Below are 17,085 nucleotides of genomic sequence, written 5' to 3'. Positions count from 1 at the left end.
AACGGTGCACTCTAATAGCTTCGCATGGCGCATCCGCGCTCCTTTCCAGGCAGAGTACAGAGACAGACGCCATAGAGCATCAATAAACGCCGCTTTTTGCTGTGCTTGGTCCAACCAAAATGGAAGTCCTAATGGTACCAAGTTTGCTGCTCAGAGTCGTTCTAGCCTGTGCTACAATGCTTCTACATGAGCAGGAGGATGAAACAGCGTGTATGGCATCATCTGTCTTTACCCAACAGAATACGCTTGAAAAAATTTCCGGCATTGTCAAACGGATCACCTTTCATAGTGTGGAGACCGGCTGGACCGTCCTGAAAATCAGCCCGTTTGACAGACCGCAGGAGGAAGTGGCGGTCACGCTGCATCAGTCCAAAGTGTTCGCTGGCGCGACAATGGACTTTTACGGCAACTGGACCCACCACCCAAAGTTTGGTGACCAATTCAAAGCGGTAAGAGCGGTGGAGAAAAAACCGGCCACAGCCAATGCCTTGCAAAAATACTTGGGCTCTGGACTCATTAAAGGGGTAGGCCCTGCTACGGCAAAAGCCATTGTCACGTATTTTGGCAAAGAGACCCTGGAGGTCTTTGATACCCAGATAGAACGCTTAGATGAGGTGCCCAACATTGGCACCAAAAAGCTGGAGATGATTGCGCGCGCTTGGGAAGAGCACAAAGATATTAAAGACGTGATGCTCTTTCTACAACAGTACGATATCAGCACGCTGTTCGCGACCAAGATTTATAAAACCTATGGCAAAGAGGCGATTGCCATTGTCTCAGAAAACCCCTATAAACTGGCAGAAGATATTTATGGCATTGGTTTTTTCTCGGCGGACACTATTGCCCGGAACATGGGCTTGGGTGAAGAGTCAGACCAGCGCATTCAGGCGGCCATTGACCATGTGCTGGATAATAGCCGGGAAGAAGGTCATTGCTATTTAACCCGCGAGCAGATTGTCAAAGCGGTCAATGATCTGTTGTCGCTCTCACTTGACAGCCGAACAGAAGCACTGCTTGCCACCTTGGCCGCTGAAAACAAAGTCAAGATGCGGGTCCTGTCGCAGACACCTGGCGCACCAGCGCAGGAGGCATCACCAATCACCTGCTACTACGCCCCCTCCATTTATTTTGATGAAACATACATTGCCAAAAAAGTGAAAGACCTGGCAAAAAAGACCATCCTTGTGGAGGAGGATCGGGTGAGCAGGTGGATCACGCGGTTCTGCGAACACCAAGCCATTGCCCTCAGTGAGGAACAGCAACGGTCCATCACAGGCATGGTCCAGCAGGGCTTCTCGCTGCTCACTGGTGGTCCCGGAGTAGGAAAAACCACCACCACACGAGTGCTGGTCAGGCTGCTGCTCGCAATGAAAAAGCAGGTGCTTCTGGCAGCACCGACCGGACGAGCTGCCCAGCGCATGACAGAAGTCATTGGGCAAGAGGCCAAAACTATTCACCGCTTGTTGGAGTGGCAACCTGCAATCGGCGGCTTTAAGAAAAATGAGCAAGACCCGCTGGCTACCGATGTGCTCATTATTGATGAGTCCTCGATGCTGGATGTCCACCTGGCAGCGGCCTTGCTGCGGGCTGTCTCCCCTCTCACACAGGTGCTCCTTATTGGCGACCCTGACCAGTTGCCCGCTGTTGGCGCAGGCAATGTATTTCACGATCTGATCCAGTCACAGACCGTGGTCTGTTTCAGATTGACCAAAATCTTCCGGCAGGCAGAGCAGTCCTCTATTATCCGCTCTGCCCATGAGATCAACAAAGGGGTGATGCCCCGGATTGTCTCACCTCTTGAGAAGCGCGATGCCTGGAAGCAGATTGATTGCCTCTTCCTTGATTCAGAAGAAGCCACCCAGGAACAACTGCATTTTATTAAGCGTGTCAAAACGCTGATAACCAGAGGGAATGGGGCATCAGGTGCTCCTGGTATTGCCAACAACGCTGACAAGGATGCGAATGGTCCCAATAGCATTCCTACCCTCAAGGCAGACAACCAGGACGAACACGTCTCTGACGAGGAATACCTGTTTGTCATTCCTGACAAATTCCGGCATGTTGATATTGCAACCTTAGCGGCTACCACTACCCACATCGAGGAGCTAGAGGCAGTGCTCAAAAAGATCCCCCATCACTCCACCTTGCACTATGGGATGAATGCCTCAGAGACCATTACCAGGTTGTATAGCCACACCATTCCCCAATATCTTGGCAAAGGCGCGGAAATCCAAATTCTTTCTCCCATGACAAAGGGCAGCCTGGGAACCATTGCCCTCAACAAACGCATGCAGGAGGCTGTCAATCCTCCTCGCCCTGGGATTGCGCAGCTGCGCTTGGGCGAGCGGATCTTTCGGGTGGGAGATAGAATTATCCAGAAGCGCAATAATTATGACTTGCAAGTGTTTAATGGCGATATCGGTATGATCACAGCTATTGACAATGAAGACATACAGATGACGGTGGCCTTTCCCCTCGGCGGTGAGACCAAATCCGTCACCTTTGCCAAAGAAGCCCTCTCAGAAATCGAGTTGGCGTATGCAATCACGATCCATAAAAGTCAGGGCAGTGAATTTCCCGCAGTGATTCTCCCTATCACGACCCAGCACTTTAGCATGCTCTTTCGCAACCTCATCTACACAGGACTCACCAGAGGCAAACAGTTAGTGGTATTTGTGGGGAGCAGAAAAGCGTTGGCACTAGCTGTCAGGAACAACCAGACCATTGTTAGGCAGACGGCACTTCAGCAGTTGCTGATCGAATCCCCAGGGAAACATACAAAAGCTCACACTTGAGTGAACGGAGCCCAGAAAGGGCTCCGTTCCTATTCCAACTTTTGGTTCCTACTATTCACAGACCCCGATCTCCTGCCTCCTGGGACCCTCGACGCGATAGAGTCTGGCCTCAATCCAATCATATTCCAGATAGGCCACCTGCCGTGGTGGACCCGAAGGACGCGTCCCTAGCGGATCACTGAAGGCCAGTTCCCAGTAGAGCGGCTCTTCCGTCTCGGTGAGTCTTCCCAGGATGCGAATGCTGTCTCCTTCGCTGAGCAAGGCCCGGCCTTGTACCACCTGCACGTCATTTCCACGACGTACAAATGTGCGGTTGACGCTGCCATTGTCGACAACCCACCAACCGTAGAGATCATGTTCAAGGGTACAATGCACTTTGCGGGTAATGAGTTGCTGGGGATCGGGAGAGAGGGCGATATCATTGAATTGCTCGAAACGCCCAATGGTCACCGTGTCTTTCTCCAATGCTATCTGAAACTGCTGTCCATCGGGTCCAGATATGTCTAGAAACGGCAAAAGTACGTCCACGTCTCTTCTCCCTCATCTGTGATTTAGAAGGCTTTTCGCTTCTTTCTCTTTTTTACTGTAGTCTATCATAGACGTCTATGACTATGGTCACAGGATGGAAACGGGATGGAAATTCAACAGAGAACCAGATGCAAGCATTGATCCCCTGGACAATGCTACTCACACGTCTTTGCATCCAGCGACCCATCGCCTTTCATCTCTGGCTTGCTTCCAGGGAGATTCGTTGTCTTCTCCGTGACTTCTGGTGAGTGTGCCCTTGCCTGCGCCAACTCAACCAGCTTGCGTCGTACGCCTTCTGGCCGGAGCCAGCCGTAGTCGGCATATTGTAACTGGAGAAGAAGTTCCTGGAAATCCTCATCACTCCAGATCGGGATTCTGCGGTGATCTGGTTTAGAAAGCGTGTGCTCCTGAGCAGATGTCTCTGTAGAGAGGGCTCGTAGAGAGAGAAATGTCTCCAGGTGGCTTGTTGCGCCCTCATCCCAGTCCATTGCATCATGGGCTTCCAGATCCCAGTCCAACTCCCAAAGGTGACTGTGGCCGATGCTCAGTGCATTCTCTTCACTCGTATTCACACTGTAAGCAACCACCCAGTGTTTATCAAGACTCAGAGATACTGAAGGTACTTCAGCGCTTTCAGGTATCTGCAATGTATGCAGACAGCGACCAGTCGTTACCTCCCAGAGTCGTACCGTTTTGTCATAACTTCCCGAAAGTGCCCAGCATCCATCGGCGCTGAGATGTACCGACTGCACGTAATCCGTGTGTCCCTGGAATTGACGGAGGCGTAGACCTGTTGCTGTTTCCATGAGCCATACCGTATAGTCTTTGCGCTTATCTCTATATTTTCGACGGTTGCCCGCAAAGAGGAGCTTGCTACCATCAGCACTCAAGCTCACCTGTTGAATCACCCCGGTTCCCTGTATCGTACGGCTACGACCAGTTGTCGTCTCGGAAAGGTAGATCATACCCCCTGGTTTGCAACTTGCATAAGCGAGCAAGCGCCCATCGGCACTGAGGCTTGCAGCCTCCACAGATTCGCATTGACTGCATTTTGAGAACGTGCGCACGCAACGCCCTGTTGCCGTCTCCCAAAGATTCAACGTGTCTTGTACTTTTGTCAGTACCCTACGGCGAAAGCCGAGGGCTTGGAGTTGTGTCTGAACTCCACCGCAATTCAGCATACCTTTTCAGGCGTGCTGCTTTGGCTTCATCGTCCGACACATCAGGGCGTACTGACAAGAGGCCCGTTCCTATCCAGTCTTGCCGGATAAGAAGCGTTCGCATCGCAATGTTTCTTGCACCAACCAGATCGGCATGGAGCGTGTACTGACAATTCTGACAGACAAAGAGCAAGCCCTTGTGAGGACGATTCTCTTTGCAGGTATGCCCACATTTGGGGCAGGCCTGCGAGGTGTAGTTGGCATCCACCTTGATCGCCATACTTCGATGCAAGAGCGCTTTATAAGCGATCATACTGTGCAACTCTGCAAAGGACCATTTGGAAAAGGCACGATTGGCTTTGCGCTGTTTGGCACTGGCTCGCTTGCCTTTCCGTCGTTTGGTCTGCTCGCGAATATCTGTCAGATGCTCCAGTCCAATCAAGCTTTGAGAATATTGGGTAACAATCCGTTTACTCACGACATGATTGGCGTTGGCTTTCAACCGTCTCTCTCGTCCACTGATGGCAACGAGCCTTCTCGTTGCAGAACGAGTGCCTTTCTTTTGCAGACGCTTTCTCAGTCGTGCAGAGTAGTGTGATTTGGCAACCGTAGAGATGTCAGCATGGAAGGTGCAATCGCCTTGCATTGTCGCCGTGACGGCAAGGTATCGCATCCCCACATCCACGCCAACGACCTGCTTGTGTGTTTCTGGGGTAGGATCAGCCGTCTCCACTTCCAGGGAGACAAGGAGGTAAAATTGCTTCTTGGCTTTGTCATACCAGAGTTTCGATGCACCAATCTCCGTCCCACGCTGGATCAATGCCACATGCTTATTGTAGCCAGTATAGGGCACAACGATACGTCCATCGAGCGTGAGAAGACTCACGTGCTGCTCTTTCTTGAACGTGTAGTCTTTCTTATACTGGTAGGTCAACGTGGGAGAGAGAAACGTAGGAGCCTGATCAAGCCCTTTATACCGTTTCTTAGTGCTACCTGCCTTACGATGAGCAGCATTGTTCTTCACCTTTGTCCAGAGGGCTTTATACGAGGCTCCAACTTGGCGAGGAACAGAACAGGCCATTTGCGAAGGGAGATGAAAACGGAGGCGGATCTCTTCGTAGGTGGCATCTTGCAAACGAATAGCATTACTCAATTTGCCATTCGCAAAGGCGTACTGGCTCACATAGTTGAGAGCATCACGATATGCCAGTTGTGTAGAGCGTAAAGCCTTGAATTGCTCGGGCGTTGTATTCAATTTGAGTTTCGCTGTTAGTACCGTTTTCATAGTCTGAATTATATCATAGTTTTCATCTGCCTGTCAATACTACATGAGCAGATGAAAGCATGTCTACGGCGTATTCCGCCCAAGCCACCTCCAAAGGAACGCCGCATTCCTCCTCATGCCTGAAAGGGCAGGGGCATCCTGCGGCGTTTTCACCGAAAACGCTATGGAAAAGCCTCAGAATGCTATGCGCAGCGGAAAGCGTGGGTCTGTCGCCAATTTAGTGAAGGATGGGTCTATTTCCCTGGCAATACCCACTCTTGAGCTTAAGCGTTTCGCTCGTTAAAGTTCGTTGATTGTATTTAGGAATGCGCGAGTTCCCTCAAATTGTTCTATTCCCCCAACAGCCCGCTGCTCGCCAGATGGAAGAGCTGTTCAGCCAGGTCTTCCATCAGTTGGTGCTGCGCAAGGCGCGCCCGCCACTCTTGCGGAATTCCTCTCTCCCCATAGAAGGCGCCTGCGAGCTGTCCATAGACCGCACCCGTGGTGTCAGCATCATCTCCCAGGTTGACCGCGAGCAAGCACCCCTCGCGGAAGGTCTCGCTGTGAAAAAAAGCCCACAAAGCAGCCTCCAGGGATTTTTTGACATAACCCGAACCTTTGATCGCTGGCGGGTTACGCCACTTGAAAGAGCCAGCGGCTACTTCGGCTATTTCTGGGATCAGTGGAGCATCCTTCCAGGAAGTGGGAAGAGGACTATACAGAGGGGAGAGCAGTGTTTCTTTGCTCTCCCCTTGCAGGGCTCCCACCAGAAGACCGCCGAAATAGCGGCAGGCATCCAGAGCACTCTTCGCCTGGTGGGTAGTCCGAGAACTCTCCTCTGACTTTTCAAGAGCGAGACGAGGATGGAAAGCATAGAACAAAGAAACCGGAGCCAGTCGCATAATTGACCCATTGCCTGCGGAGAACTGTCCCGAAGGCCCAGCAAGAGGATCACCTGTTTTTTGAAACGTTCGTAGGGCCGCATCGACCGTTTCCCCAATGTCAAAGCATTGCCCGTTGCTCGCCATGTAACCCTGATCGCGCCAGCGGAGATAGCGCTCGATCTGGTCGCTAGCATCGAAGCCTTTGGATTCGATCAGGCTGGCAGCCAGACAAAGGGCCATGGAGGTATCGTCTGTCCATTCACCAGGCTTGAGGCGAAAGGCTCCCCCTCCGATCATGTCATCAATTGGGGTAAATGATCCTGGTTGGAGGAATTCAAGGGAGGTGCCGAGCGCATCGCCAACTGCGAGCCCTACAAGACTGCCTCGATAGCGTTCAATCAGTTCCATAAGAGGTTGCCTTTCCTTCTCACTCAGAGGTGATCTGCGCTCAATCCGCCGGAGCAGCAGGGTATTCGCGGCGCAACAGTTCGCGTGTCTTCTTGCAGACAGTGCCCTCACATCCGTCGGTTGAGACCCTCATGGCAAGGATTGCAGAGATTTTACAGTGGTTTGTGTTTTTTTGATGATCGTGGCATAACCTATAGTCGCCGTCGGCTCCTGCTGATAGGATTTGTCTCTTCCATTGCAGCTAAAGCACTCACGACTGCAATGATGAACTTGCCGGATACCATCTACACTCCTCCAGTTCCGTTTACGTTGCTCAGCACGGTCCGCTACCCGATGCTCTTCTTGTTCTTGTGGGCAACGCCGGAACGTTTCAGCTTTGTGATCGAAGCGCTCGTGCTTTTCGGAAAGCCTGTTCCGCCTCCTCCAGCTGTCCAAGTTCTTGGTGTACATTCCCCTGGTTATAATAGGCATCGGCATCATTGGGATTCAAACGGATAGCGCGCTCATAGGCTGCCAGCGCCTCCTTGAACTGCCCAAGCGCTTGGAGTACGGTGCCTTGATTATAATGGTTATAATAGGCACGGGCATTGTTAGGGCCCAGACGGATGGCCTGCTCATAGGCTGCCAGTGCCTCCTCCAGCCGTCCAAGCTCTTGGAGTACGACACCTTGATCAAGGTAGACATCGGCATTGTTAGGGCCCAGACGGATGGCCTGCTCATAGACTGCCAGTGCCTCCTCCAGCCGCCCTAGATCTTGAAGTATAAGGCCCTGGCCGTAATAGGCAAGAGCATAATTGGGATACAGACGAATGACTTGCTCGAAGGAAACCAGCGCCTCCTCTGGTCGCCCTAGATTTCTGAGGGCAAGACCTCGATAATAATAGGCACTGGAATGGTTGGGGTTGGGATCCAGATAAATGGCCTGCTCATAGGCTGCCAGCGCCTCCTCTGGCCTCCCCAGTTCGGCAAGGAAGAGCCCTCGGTTCACCAAGATGGCCACATCTTGCTCAGCAGCTCCGGGCATTTCACGGGAATACGGGCGTCCAACCGCACGCGTATAGATCGCTTGCAACTCCGTTGCCACTTCCAGCATCGTAGCAGGGCGTCTCTCTGGTTGCATTTGGAAACACCTGGTGAGCAAATCCACGAGGTCAGCGGGCATCATGGGAATAGCCGGATCTTGTCCCTTATACTCTGCTAGTGCTTCTCGCGCTGCCGCACCAATCCTCCACGTCACCTCCCCCGTGAACATCTCGAGGACGGAGAGCCCCCAGCTCCAGATATCCGTCTTCCGGCTGAGTTTCTGCCCCGCCACCTGCTCTGGTGAGCAGTAGGCGGGAGTCATCCCGCGTGAACTGACGAGGATACTTTGATGCGCTTGTTTATCTTTTATCTCCTGCTTCCCAGTCATTGCCCTCGCTCTCGCCAATCCAAAATCGGTCACTTTCGCAATCCCCTGTGCAGTGAGCATTACATTGGCTGGTTTGACATCCTGATGGACCAGTCCCTGTTCATGGGCCGCATGCAATCCCCAGGCAAATTGGATCGCGATGTCCAGCATCTGTTCCAGGCCACCTTCGTACAATTTTCGCTGACGAATCCAATCCGCAAGGCTTCCCCCATCGATATATGCGGCAAAAATACGCGGAATGCCACCCAGGCTGCGTACAAAATAGCAACTGACCAGGTGAGGATGTGCTCGCAGCCCCATCCACGTCTCTGCTTCACGAATGAAGTTCTCTTTGCCGCCTTCTCCGGCAAAAATCTCTGGCCTGGGGCTCTTGACGATGAGATCGATGGAGAGCCAAGGGTGATAGTTGATTTTGTAGACGGTACCCATGCCGCCTTCACCTATAATGCCTGTCACATCGAACTCATTGAGGATAGAGTCGCCAACCTTCCAGTCAGCAGGCACGCCATCCTCGGCAAGCACTGGTGGTGCAAGTGGCGGGGTATTGGCTTGCTTTGCGGGCTTGTGACCGAAAAGGGACTCTATCCAATTCGATTTTTTCTCCATGATCCTGTTCTGATCCTTCCTTTGCTGATGTCACCAGTAGGCACAATTACCAATGGCCGATTCTTAGGATTGACGTCGATTTCCTACGTTTTAGCTCAAAACCTATGCATATTTGGGCCCTTACATACCCTCCGTGAAGCTCGCTTGCTCGTAGGGATTGCACAGCTTTTCATGATGAAACGTTCGCTCATTCTACAAGGCGAGGAGAACGCGCTTGCGGAGCAAAGGGAAGCCCGCTCGTCCATTCCCCATCCTTTTTACTGGCTTGAGCTTGTTGATGTGGCCCTCGACGAATCCGTTGTTTGGTGGGAGGGTCAGTCCTGTCATTACGTTGCATCTCCTGGGGAGGGTCGTGAACCATGGTGGTCCACGATACAATCGATGATAAGCGCGGTAGTGTTGTCCTTCCCCCCCGCCATATTTGCGGCATGCACCAATGCCTGGCAAGCGGCCTCGGCTTGAGGGGAGGTTCGCAAGATCTGAGCGATGTGCTGGTCGGGCACCAGAGAGGTGAGCCCATCAGTACATAGGAGGAGCCGATCTCCGGCGAGGAGCGGTAGCGTCTGGACAACAGGCGTGACCTCGCCTTCCATGCCCACATAACGGGTGAGTTGCCCACTGGCTGGATGGGTGCGTTCCTCTTCCGGGGTGATCTCTCCGCGTTGTCGTAAGAGCGTCACCACAGAGTGATCCTCGGTCAACGGCAGGAGACGATCAGCGCGGAAGAGATAGAGACGGCTATCGCCCAGGTGCGCCAGGGACACCTGCGCATCATAGAGCCAGGCCACGATGACGGTCGCGCCCAGACCGTGTAGCCCCACACGTCCGGTACTCTCCGCCCGCAGGTGCTGACTCAGTTCTACGATGCTCTCACGCAGGACGCGTTCCTGTGCCTGGGTTCCAGCGGCGTGAACTCGTGCCAAACCGCGCGCCAGCAGGGCAGGCAGGACGGTGACCACGGCTTGCGCGGCGACTTCACCGGCCTGGCGTCCTCCCATTCCATCTGAGACGATGAAGAGCTTGCGATCAGGGGCCAGCAAATATCGGTCTTGCTGCTGCTTGCGGCGGCGACCCACATCGCTCACACACGCCGCCTGGACTGACCAGGGTACTGGCTTGGGCTTAGGAGATCCCATGATTCACCTTCCTTTCGCTCGCGGGTCGGGGCCGCTCATTGCTGGAAGTGGTATGTCCCTCTCGCGCTACTCACTCGCTTTCGCCAGGGCTTCGTACATCTCTCCCGCATGGCGGAACCGTTCCCCTTCTTTGCTGGCGAGCGCCCGGTCAATCACCTCGGCAAGACGAACGGGGAACTGGGGATCACGCTGGCGAAGGGGTACGATCTCCCCGTGAAGGATGGCGAGCATCGGATCTTCCCCCCTCCGGTGGGTCCGTGGAAAGGTGCCCGTGAGCATGGTATAGCAGGTCGCGCCCATTGCCCACACATCGCTGACCGGTTGCACTCGCTTGAAATTGATCACTTGCTCACGAGGCATAAAGGGGAAGGAGCCAGCATAGCTGCCGGTGGCCGTCATGCCGCTCAGGCCCGCCTGCTCGAAGTTCTTGGCCAGCCCCAGGTCGGAAATCTTGGCCACCCACGCTCCTGCCTGGCCTGAGAGGAGCAAGTTGTGGGGTTTGAGGTCGCGATGCACAAAGCCCTGCTCATGAAGATAGGCTAGTCCTTGCAAGGCCTGGAGCATGATCGGCCTGGCTTCCTCCAGCGTGAGCCGGCCGCCACGCCGTTTCATCAGATCGGCTACGCTGCCCCCAGCACAATACTCCAGCAGGAAATAGAAGAGACTCCCCTCCGCGCCATGGCCGAGAAAGCGGACAATATGCGGGTGGCGCAGGGTGCGCGTTGTCTCGATTTCACGCAGAAACTGCCTGCGCGCATCATCCGAGACGCGCACCTTGGCGAGCATGACTTTCACGGCGGCCTGTTCTCTCGTGTGTTTGTGTTGGGCCAGATAGACTGCACCCATGCCGCCCGCGCCCAGCAGCTTGCCCATTTCGTAATCTTCAATCTGAATCTCCTGTTGCCTGTGATCGCGCTGTGATGCGCGATCAAGGACGGCCATCAGCAAGGCGAGCGGGTCCTGCTCGACCTGCTGGCGGCACCGCGCACAGACATATGCCCCCTGCTGTGCGGCCCCGGCTTCGGCTGAGACCTCGTTGCCGCAGCGCTGGCAACGCACAGGTTCTACTCCTGCCGCCGCCGCTTCCAAATAGACGTGGAACACTGTCGCTCCCACTTTGACTTCATCGCCATCGTGCAGATCCACCTGGGGGTACTCGCGTCTCGCTCCTTCTTCGGGCGTTTCGTGCTTTTCGCGCCCCCCGTATTTCTGCTCGTTGATGTAGGTGCCATGCAGGCTACCCAGGTCGCGGATACGAGCATCAGGTGGGTTGACTTCCAGAAGAAAGTGATGGCGCGAGATCTGTCGGTCATCTGGCAGGCAGACGTGGCAATCGCCCATGCGGCCGCAGAGCAAGGTATCGTGTTCATCAAAGGTAAACGTCTTGCCCTCCATCGGGCCGGAGGTGATGGTCAAGATAAGCTTCCCTGGCATACATCCTCTCTCTTCTCTACATGTGCTCTCGTGTGTATCCTTCTATGAAGGGTCAGGATCAGTTGTTCAAATGACAATCTGCTCTTAATCTGGTTTTGCAGGTTCTTCTAGTGAGTCAATAACCCTATCAACAAAGCCATAGGTGATCGCATCTTTTGCCGATAGAGCGATTCCACGATCCATATCCTCACGAATCGTCGCGTCGTTTTGTCTGGTATGTTCGACAAAGAGATCTATCAGGAGGCGGCGCAAGCGTAATATCTCACGAGCCGTGATCTCGATATCAGCTGGATTGTCTCCAATAGAGACCTGGGTCAGACCAATTGTGCTCGTTGGCAGTGCGTATCGCTGACCCTTTTTCCCTGCAGCGAGCAGGAGTGCGGCGAAGCCACGCGCCTGACCGAGACAATAGGTGGCAACCGCTGGCTGGAGCGATTGTATGGCATCGTAGATCGCCAGTCCGGCATAGATATTGCCACCGGGTGAGTTGAGGTACAGGTGGATATCCCTGGTCGCATCTACATTTTGCAGGTAGAATAACTGAGTTATCACGCTCTGTGCCGTCGTCTCCTCGATGGGAGTGTCAATAGAGATAATGCGCTTATGCGCTAAATGAGGGGGAAGATGATTATTGTTGATCTTATAGGGACCTTCTAGCATCTGCTGGTTTTGACGTTTCAGGATCTTTTGTAATTCATCCGCTGTTGGTGTCCATTTCATATCAGGTAGCCTTTGTTCGTTTGTCTTGTTACTTTGCGAGAAAAGATCTTGCCCTACCATACGCTTATCGTTATCTCTCTTTCCTTTTTCGTTTAAAGGGTGTGATGGACTTTGCCGTTCACGTACCATAGAGGTAAGCTGCTTGAGCACGCCTTCTGGTCGCAGCCAGCCATAGCCGACGTATTGCATTTGTTGGATCAACCTTTGAAAATCTTCTTCGTTCCAACTGGGTGTGCCCTGGCGGGTGAGTGCTTGCTGGATCTCCTGTTCCGTCGGCTCGCGTTCCTGTGGAAGTTCAGCTGCATAAGGCGTATGTTGAGTAAGAAAGGTCTCCAGATAGGGACGAGCGCCTTCATCCCAATCGGCGGATGCATGGGCTTCGAGTTCCCAGTCGAGTTCCCACAACTGTATGTTTTTTGCATTTCTAGAGACGAGCCAGCGCCCATCGGTACTCATGCTCATTGACAACACATGACCCTCGAAGGTGCGTACACAGCGCCCTGTGCTTACCTCCCAGAGCCTCATGGTCTTATCTATACTGCCAGAGACGAGCCAGCGCCCATCAGCACTCAGCCTTACGGTATAAATGAGACCGGTATGGCCCACAAACGTGCGTACACAGCGCCCTGTGCTTACCTCCCAGAGGTGTACAGCATGATCCCCACTGGCAGTGGCAAACCAACGACCATCGGTACTCAGACTCACAGAATCTACCAGTCCTGTTGGATCCTCAAAGGTACGTAGACAGCGTCCCGTGCTCATTTCCCAGAGGGACACAATCCCGCCCTTGCCACTCGAGATGAGCCAGCACCCATCAATACTCATGCTCACTTGAGTAAAATGTCCTTGAATGATACGCACACAGCGTCCTGTGCTTACCTCCCACAGCCGCATGGTCTTATCTCTGCTGCTCGAGACGAGCCAGCGCCCATCAGTATAGAGACTTGCGAAAATGACGTCGTCGTCGTGGCCCATAAACATGCGTACACAGCGTCCGGTACTCACTTCCCACAAGCGTATCGTTTTATCAGCGCTCCCCGAGACGAGCCAGTGCCCATCGGCACTCAGACTCACAGTCTTTACTCTATCATCGTGGCTCACAAACGTGCGTACACAGCGCCCTGTACTCACTTCCCACAAGCGTATCGTTTTATCAGCGTTGCCTGCGGCAAACAGACAGGTATCCGCACTTAGATGTACAGAGTCTGTTTTCTCATTGAAGGTTCTGGTTAACCAACTTGCATGGAGGCTGCTGCGTAGGCAAACATCTGAAAGTTTATTCCATGCTTCCTTGCTTTCAGGATGGCGTTCCCATCCAGGTAATGCTCGCAATTGACGCAAGAGATGTAATGCTACAGAAAAATGCTTCTCTCTCAAAGCTTGCTCAGCTTGTTTTATCAGTTGGGATGCATGGTGTTCAGTCTGTGCAACATCTGTATAAGAACGTGCGAGCGATGGATAGAAAGTACAACTGAAATCAGAATCATTGAGCTTCCACAGATACACAACCTCCTGAGAACCCGAGGCAAGCCAGTTCCCATCGGCACTCAGGCTCAAGGGGGGAAGCAAATCAGCTCTACTGGTATGCTCTTGCAAGGTACGCAGGCAACGCCCAGTGTGTACCTCCCACAAACGTACGGCACGACGATCTGTTGAGACGAGCCAGCGTCCATCGGCACTCAAACTTACTGACGTTACCGATCTTATATGGCCCTCGAATGTGCGTATACAGCGTCTAGTGTGCACCTCCCACAAACGTACGGCACGACGATCTGCTGAGACGAGCCAGCGTCCATCGGCACTCAAACTTACTGATGTTACCTCGGTAGTATGGTCCTGAAAGACATACAGGCAGCGTCCGGTACTCACTTCCCACAGGCGTATCGTTGTATCAGCGCTGCCAGAGGCGAGCCAGTGCCCATCGGCACTCAGGCTCACTGAAGTCACAGAGCCAGTATGGCCCACAACTGTGTGTACACAGCGTCCGGTACTCACTTCCCACAAGCGTATCGTTTTATCAGTGCTCCCCGAGACGAGCCAGTGCCCATCGGCACTCAGACTTATGGCGTTTATTCTATCAGTGTGGCTTTGAAGGATATGTACGCGACGTCCCGTGTTCACTTCCCATAGACACACGGTTCCATGTTCACTCCCAGAGGCGAGCCAGCGTCCATCGGCGCTGAGACACGCGGTCTCTACTCTATCGCTATAGCTCTGCAACGTATGCATGCAGCGACCTTTGCTTGCCTCCCACAAGCGCACGATGCCATTACCGCTACTAGCAGCCAGCCAGTGTCCATTGGCACTCAGGCTCAATGAAATCGCTACAAAATGAGTATCAACATGGAAAGTAAGAGGATAGGGGTAGTTGATTGCGTCTTTTATTTGTGCCTGAGCCAATGTAAAAAGCTTTTGGACTTCTTTCTCTGTAGGAGCTTGGTTTGAGGCCTCTCTGAGCAATGGAAGCGCTTTATCGACTGCTCCTTGTTCCAGGTGAACCTGGGCAAGCATCCTATCTGCTTGCCAGCGATGGCGACAGCTTGCGCGTGCTGTCTCAAGCTGAAGGAGCAATCTATCGTCAGTCAATTCTCCTTGCCGCCAGAGTATGATCCCCCGATTATACGTTGTCTCCAGATGCTGTGGATCAATCTGCAATGCCTGCTCCCAGATTTGCTTTGCCTCCTCAATCTTCCCCAGATCGTAGAGCGAGAGGGCACGGTTATTGAGGCTATCCGCTTGCAATTTGGCCGCTTGAGGTGCTTCCCGTGGATAGGCACGCCCCATCTCGTGGGCATAGATCTCCTGAAGTGTTGTTGCTACCTCCAGCATGGTCGCTGGACGGTCCTCTGGCCGCGACGCAAAGCAGCGGGCAAGCAACGTCACTAGCTCAGCAGGGAGTGGCGGAATGGCCGTGTCCTGGGGCTCATAGCTTGAGAGCACCTCACGTGCCAGTACCCCGCTGCGCCAAGTGACTTCCCCTGTAAACATCTCGAGTAGTGAGACCCCCAACTCCAGATGTCGGTTCTGCAGCTCAGCGCTTTGCCTGCTGCCTGCTCAAGGGAGCAGTAGGCTGGGGTCATGCCGCGAGAACTCACCAGGATACTACGCTGACCGTTTCCTCCATTGCTTCCTTCTGGCTCACCAGCTAGCGCACGTGCTTTCGCTAGACCGAAATCGGTGACTTTGGCAACTCCGTCTGGCGTCATCATCACATTGGCAGGTTTGATGTCCTGGTGTACCAGGCCCTGTTCATGGGCGGTATGCAGTCCCCAGGCAAACTGAATGGCGATGTCAAGCATCCTCTCCATGGCTCGCAGATGTCCCCCTTCATAAAGGCGACGGCTGCGAATCCAGTCTGCCAGGTTCCCTCCTGCCACATATTCGGCAAAGATGCGTGGGATCTCATCTACGGTGCGCACATAGTAACAACTCACGATGTGAGGATGCAGGGGCAGATTGACCCAGGTCTCCGCTTCACGGATGAAGTTCTCTTTACCGCCCGCTCGGGCAAACAGAGCGGGCTGAGGACTTTTAACCGCCAAATCTATATTCCATCCCCGGTGATGGACCTTATAAACCATACCCATCCCACCTTCACCCAAGAGGCCCATCACCTCGTATTGATTGAGCAGTTCCTCTCCGACATGCCAGGCCGCTCCCTGGGCGTCTTTTGCTACAGCAGGAGCGCCTGGTGGCGACACGTGGTACGCTTGCGCAGCCCGCTGTTCACTGACGCTCATAGTGGAAGTTTGGTCGCCCTTGTCCGTAGACTGAGGGAATGACATGGATGGCGATGATTGGGGCGCCTGAGTAGTTCTCTGCTGATCAGGTTTGCGACGCCATAGGCGATCTAGCCAACGCTGATTGTTCATGCTTCCTCCCTCCCTCTGGGTGAGGTGACCAGCCGATAGCCTAACCCGCGTACCGTCTCAAGAAAACGCGGCGCTTTGGGATCGGGTTCGAGCTTCTTGCGCAGTTCCCAGATCAGGTGATTGATGTCCCCCTCGGTGTGGTACGCGTCCTCTCCCCACACGGCGGCAAGCAGTTCTTCATACGAGCACATCACGGGGACATGGCCATTGGTCTGGTTGCGTTGTGCCATATAGCGGACCAATTTATGCTCCTGAGGCCGCAACTCGTGAATCTCCTGTCGCCTGGAACCCTCGATACGATAGAGTCGGGCCTGGATCCAATCGTATTCCAGATACGCGACCTGCAGTGGTGGACCCGAAGGACGCGTCCCCAGCGGATCGCTGAAGGTCAGTTCCCAGTAGCCTGGCTCGCCCGTCTCGCTTAACGTCCCCAGGATGCGAATGCTGTCTCCTTCGCTGAGCAAGGCCCGGCCTTGTACCACCTGCACGTCATTTCCACGACGTACAAACGTGCGGTTGACGCTGCCATTGTCGATAACCCACCAACCGTAGAGATCATGTTCAAGGGTACAATGCACTTTGCGGGTAATGAGTTGCTGGGGATCGGGAGAGAGGGCGATATCATTGAATTGCTCGAAACGCCCGATGGTCACCGTGTCTTTCTCCAATGCTATCTGAAACTGTTGTCCATCGGGTCCAGATATGTCTAGAAACGGCAAAAGTACGTCCACGTCTCTTCTCCCTCATCTGTGATTTAGAAGACTTTTCGCTTCTTTCTCTTTTTTACTGTAGTCTATCATAGACGTCTATGACTATGGTCACAGGATGGAAACGGGATGGAAATGCCATGAACATGCTTCAGAACTT

Annotated in this window: 12 protein-coding genes; 1 reads left to right on the top strand and 11 read right to left on the bottom strand. The window is 53.6% G+C overall.

Going from position 1 to position 17,085, the window contains the following annotated elements; genetic code table 11:
* The first annotated feature begins 212 nt into the window (after positions 1 to 212).
* Entirely contained in the window at positions 213 to 2,795 is a 2,583-nt protein-coding gene (locus JMJ16_RS02185; RefSeq protein WP_236601136.1) for an AAA family ATPase, read from the top strand.
* Between the two features lie 51 nt (positions 2,796 to 2,846).
* On the opposite strand, the gene JMJ16_RS02180 is transcribed toward JMJ16_RS02185, so the two are convergent.
* The 11 genes from JMJ16_RS02180 to JMJ16_RS02135 form a co-directional block, all read right to left on the bottom strand.
* Positions 2,847 to 3,323 (bottom strand): FHA domain-containing protein, encoded by a 477-nt coding sequence (locus JMJ16_RS02180; RefSeq protein WP_236601135.1) that lies wholly within the window; start codon positions 3,321 to 3,323, stop codon positions 2,847 to 2,849.
* Between the two features lie 155 nt (positions 3,324 to 3,478).
* Positions 3,479 to 4,288: a WD40 repeat domain-containing protein gene (locus tag JMJ16_RS02175; protein ID WP_236601134.1), complete on the bottom strand. Its 810-nt coding sequence runs from the start codon at positions 4,286 to 4,288 to the stop codon at positions 3,479 to 3,481.
* A gap of 160 nt (positions 4,289 to 4,448) precedes the next feature.
* Positions 4,449 to 5,768, bottom strand: coding sequence for an RNA-guided endonuclease TnpB family protein (locus JMJ16_RS02170; protein WP_201378050.1), 1,320 nt, complete (start codon positions 5,766 to 5,768; stop codon positions 4,449 to 4,451).
* Between the two features lie 329 nt (positions 5,769 to 6,097).
* A complete protein-coding gene (locus tag JMJ16_RS02165; RefSeq protein WP_201378048.1) occupies positions 6,098 to 7,039 on the bottom strand; it encodes an ADP-ribosylglycohydrolase family protein in 942 nt (313 codons plus the stop codon).
* A 370-nt stretch (positions 7,040 to 7,409) separates the two neighbouring features.
* On the bottom strand, positions 7,410 to 9,056 hold the full coding sequence (locus JMJ16_RS02160; protein ID WP_201378046.1) for a tetratricopeptide repeat protein: 1,647 nt from the start codon (positions 9,054 to 9,056) through the stop codon (positions 7,410 to 7,412).
* A 192-nt stretch (positions 9,057 to 9,248) separates the two neighbouring features.
* Positions 9,249 to 9,383 carry a transposase gene (locus tag JMJ16_RS55810; RefSeq protein WP_201378044.1) on the bottom strand — a complete coding sequence of 45 codons (135 nt, stop codon included), beginning with the start codon at positions 9,381 to 9,383 and terminating at the stop codon, positions 9,249 to 9,251.
* Entirely contained in the window at positions 9,383 to 10,192 is an 810-nt protein-coding gene (locus JMJ16_RS02150) for a PP2C family serine/threonine-protein phosphatase (protein WP_201378041.1), read from the bottom strand. The genes JMJ16_RS55810 and JMJ16_RS02150 overlap by 1 nt, the downstream gene beginning before the upstream one ends.
* A 66-nt stretch (positions 10,193 to 10,258) precedes the next feature.
* Positions 10,259 to 11,626 carry a protein kinase gene (locus JMJ16_RS02145; protein ID WP_201378039.1) on the bottom strand — a complete coding sequence of 456 codons (1,368 nt, stop codon included), beginning with the start codon at positions 11,624 to 11,626 and terminating at the stop codon, positions 10,259 to 10,261.
* Between the two features lie 84 nt (positions 11,627 to 11,710).
* Complete coding sequence (locus JMJ16_RS02140; RefSeq protein ID WP_236601133.1) at positions 11,711 to 15,334, bottom strand: ATP-dependent Clp protease proteolytic subunit; 3,624 nt, start codon at positions 15,332 to 15,334, stop codon at positions 11,711 to 11,713.
* The gene (locus tag JMJ16_RS53545; RefSeq protein WP_236601132.1) at positions 15,229 to 16,218 is read right to left on the bottom strand and encodes a serine/threonine-protein kinase; all 990 of its coding nucleotides are present in this window, start codon (positions 16,216 to 16,218) and stop codon (positions 15,229 to 15,231) included. The genes JMJ16_RS02140 and JMJ16_RS53545 overlap by 106 nt, the downstream gene beginning before the upstream one ends.
* The gene (locus JMJ16_RS02135) at positions 16,215 to 16,949 is read right to left on the bottom strand and encodes a winged helix-turn-helix domain-containing protein (RefSeq protein ID WP_201378035.1); all 735 of its coding nucleotides are present in this window, start codon (positions 16,947 to 16,949) and stop codon (positions 16,215 to 16,217) included. Before JMJ16_RS02135 ends, JMJ16_RS53545 begins: the two co-directional genes overlap by 4 nt.
* Positions 16,950 to 17,085 lie beyond the last annotated feature (136 nt).

It is taken from the genome of Ktedonobacter sp. SOSP1-52, assembly GCF_016587395.1.
Note: the sequence above shows the minus strand (reverse complement) of the source record. Positions and strands in the feature narration are given on the sequence as shown.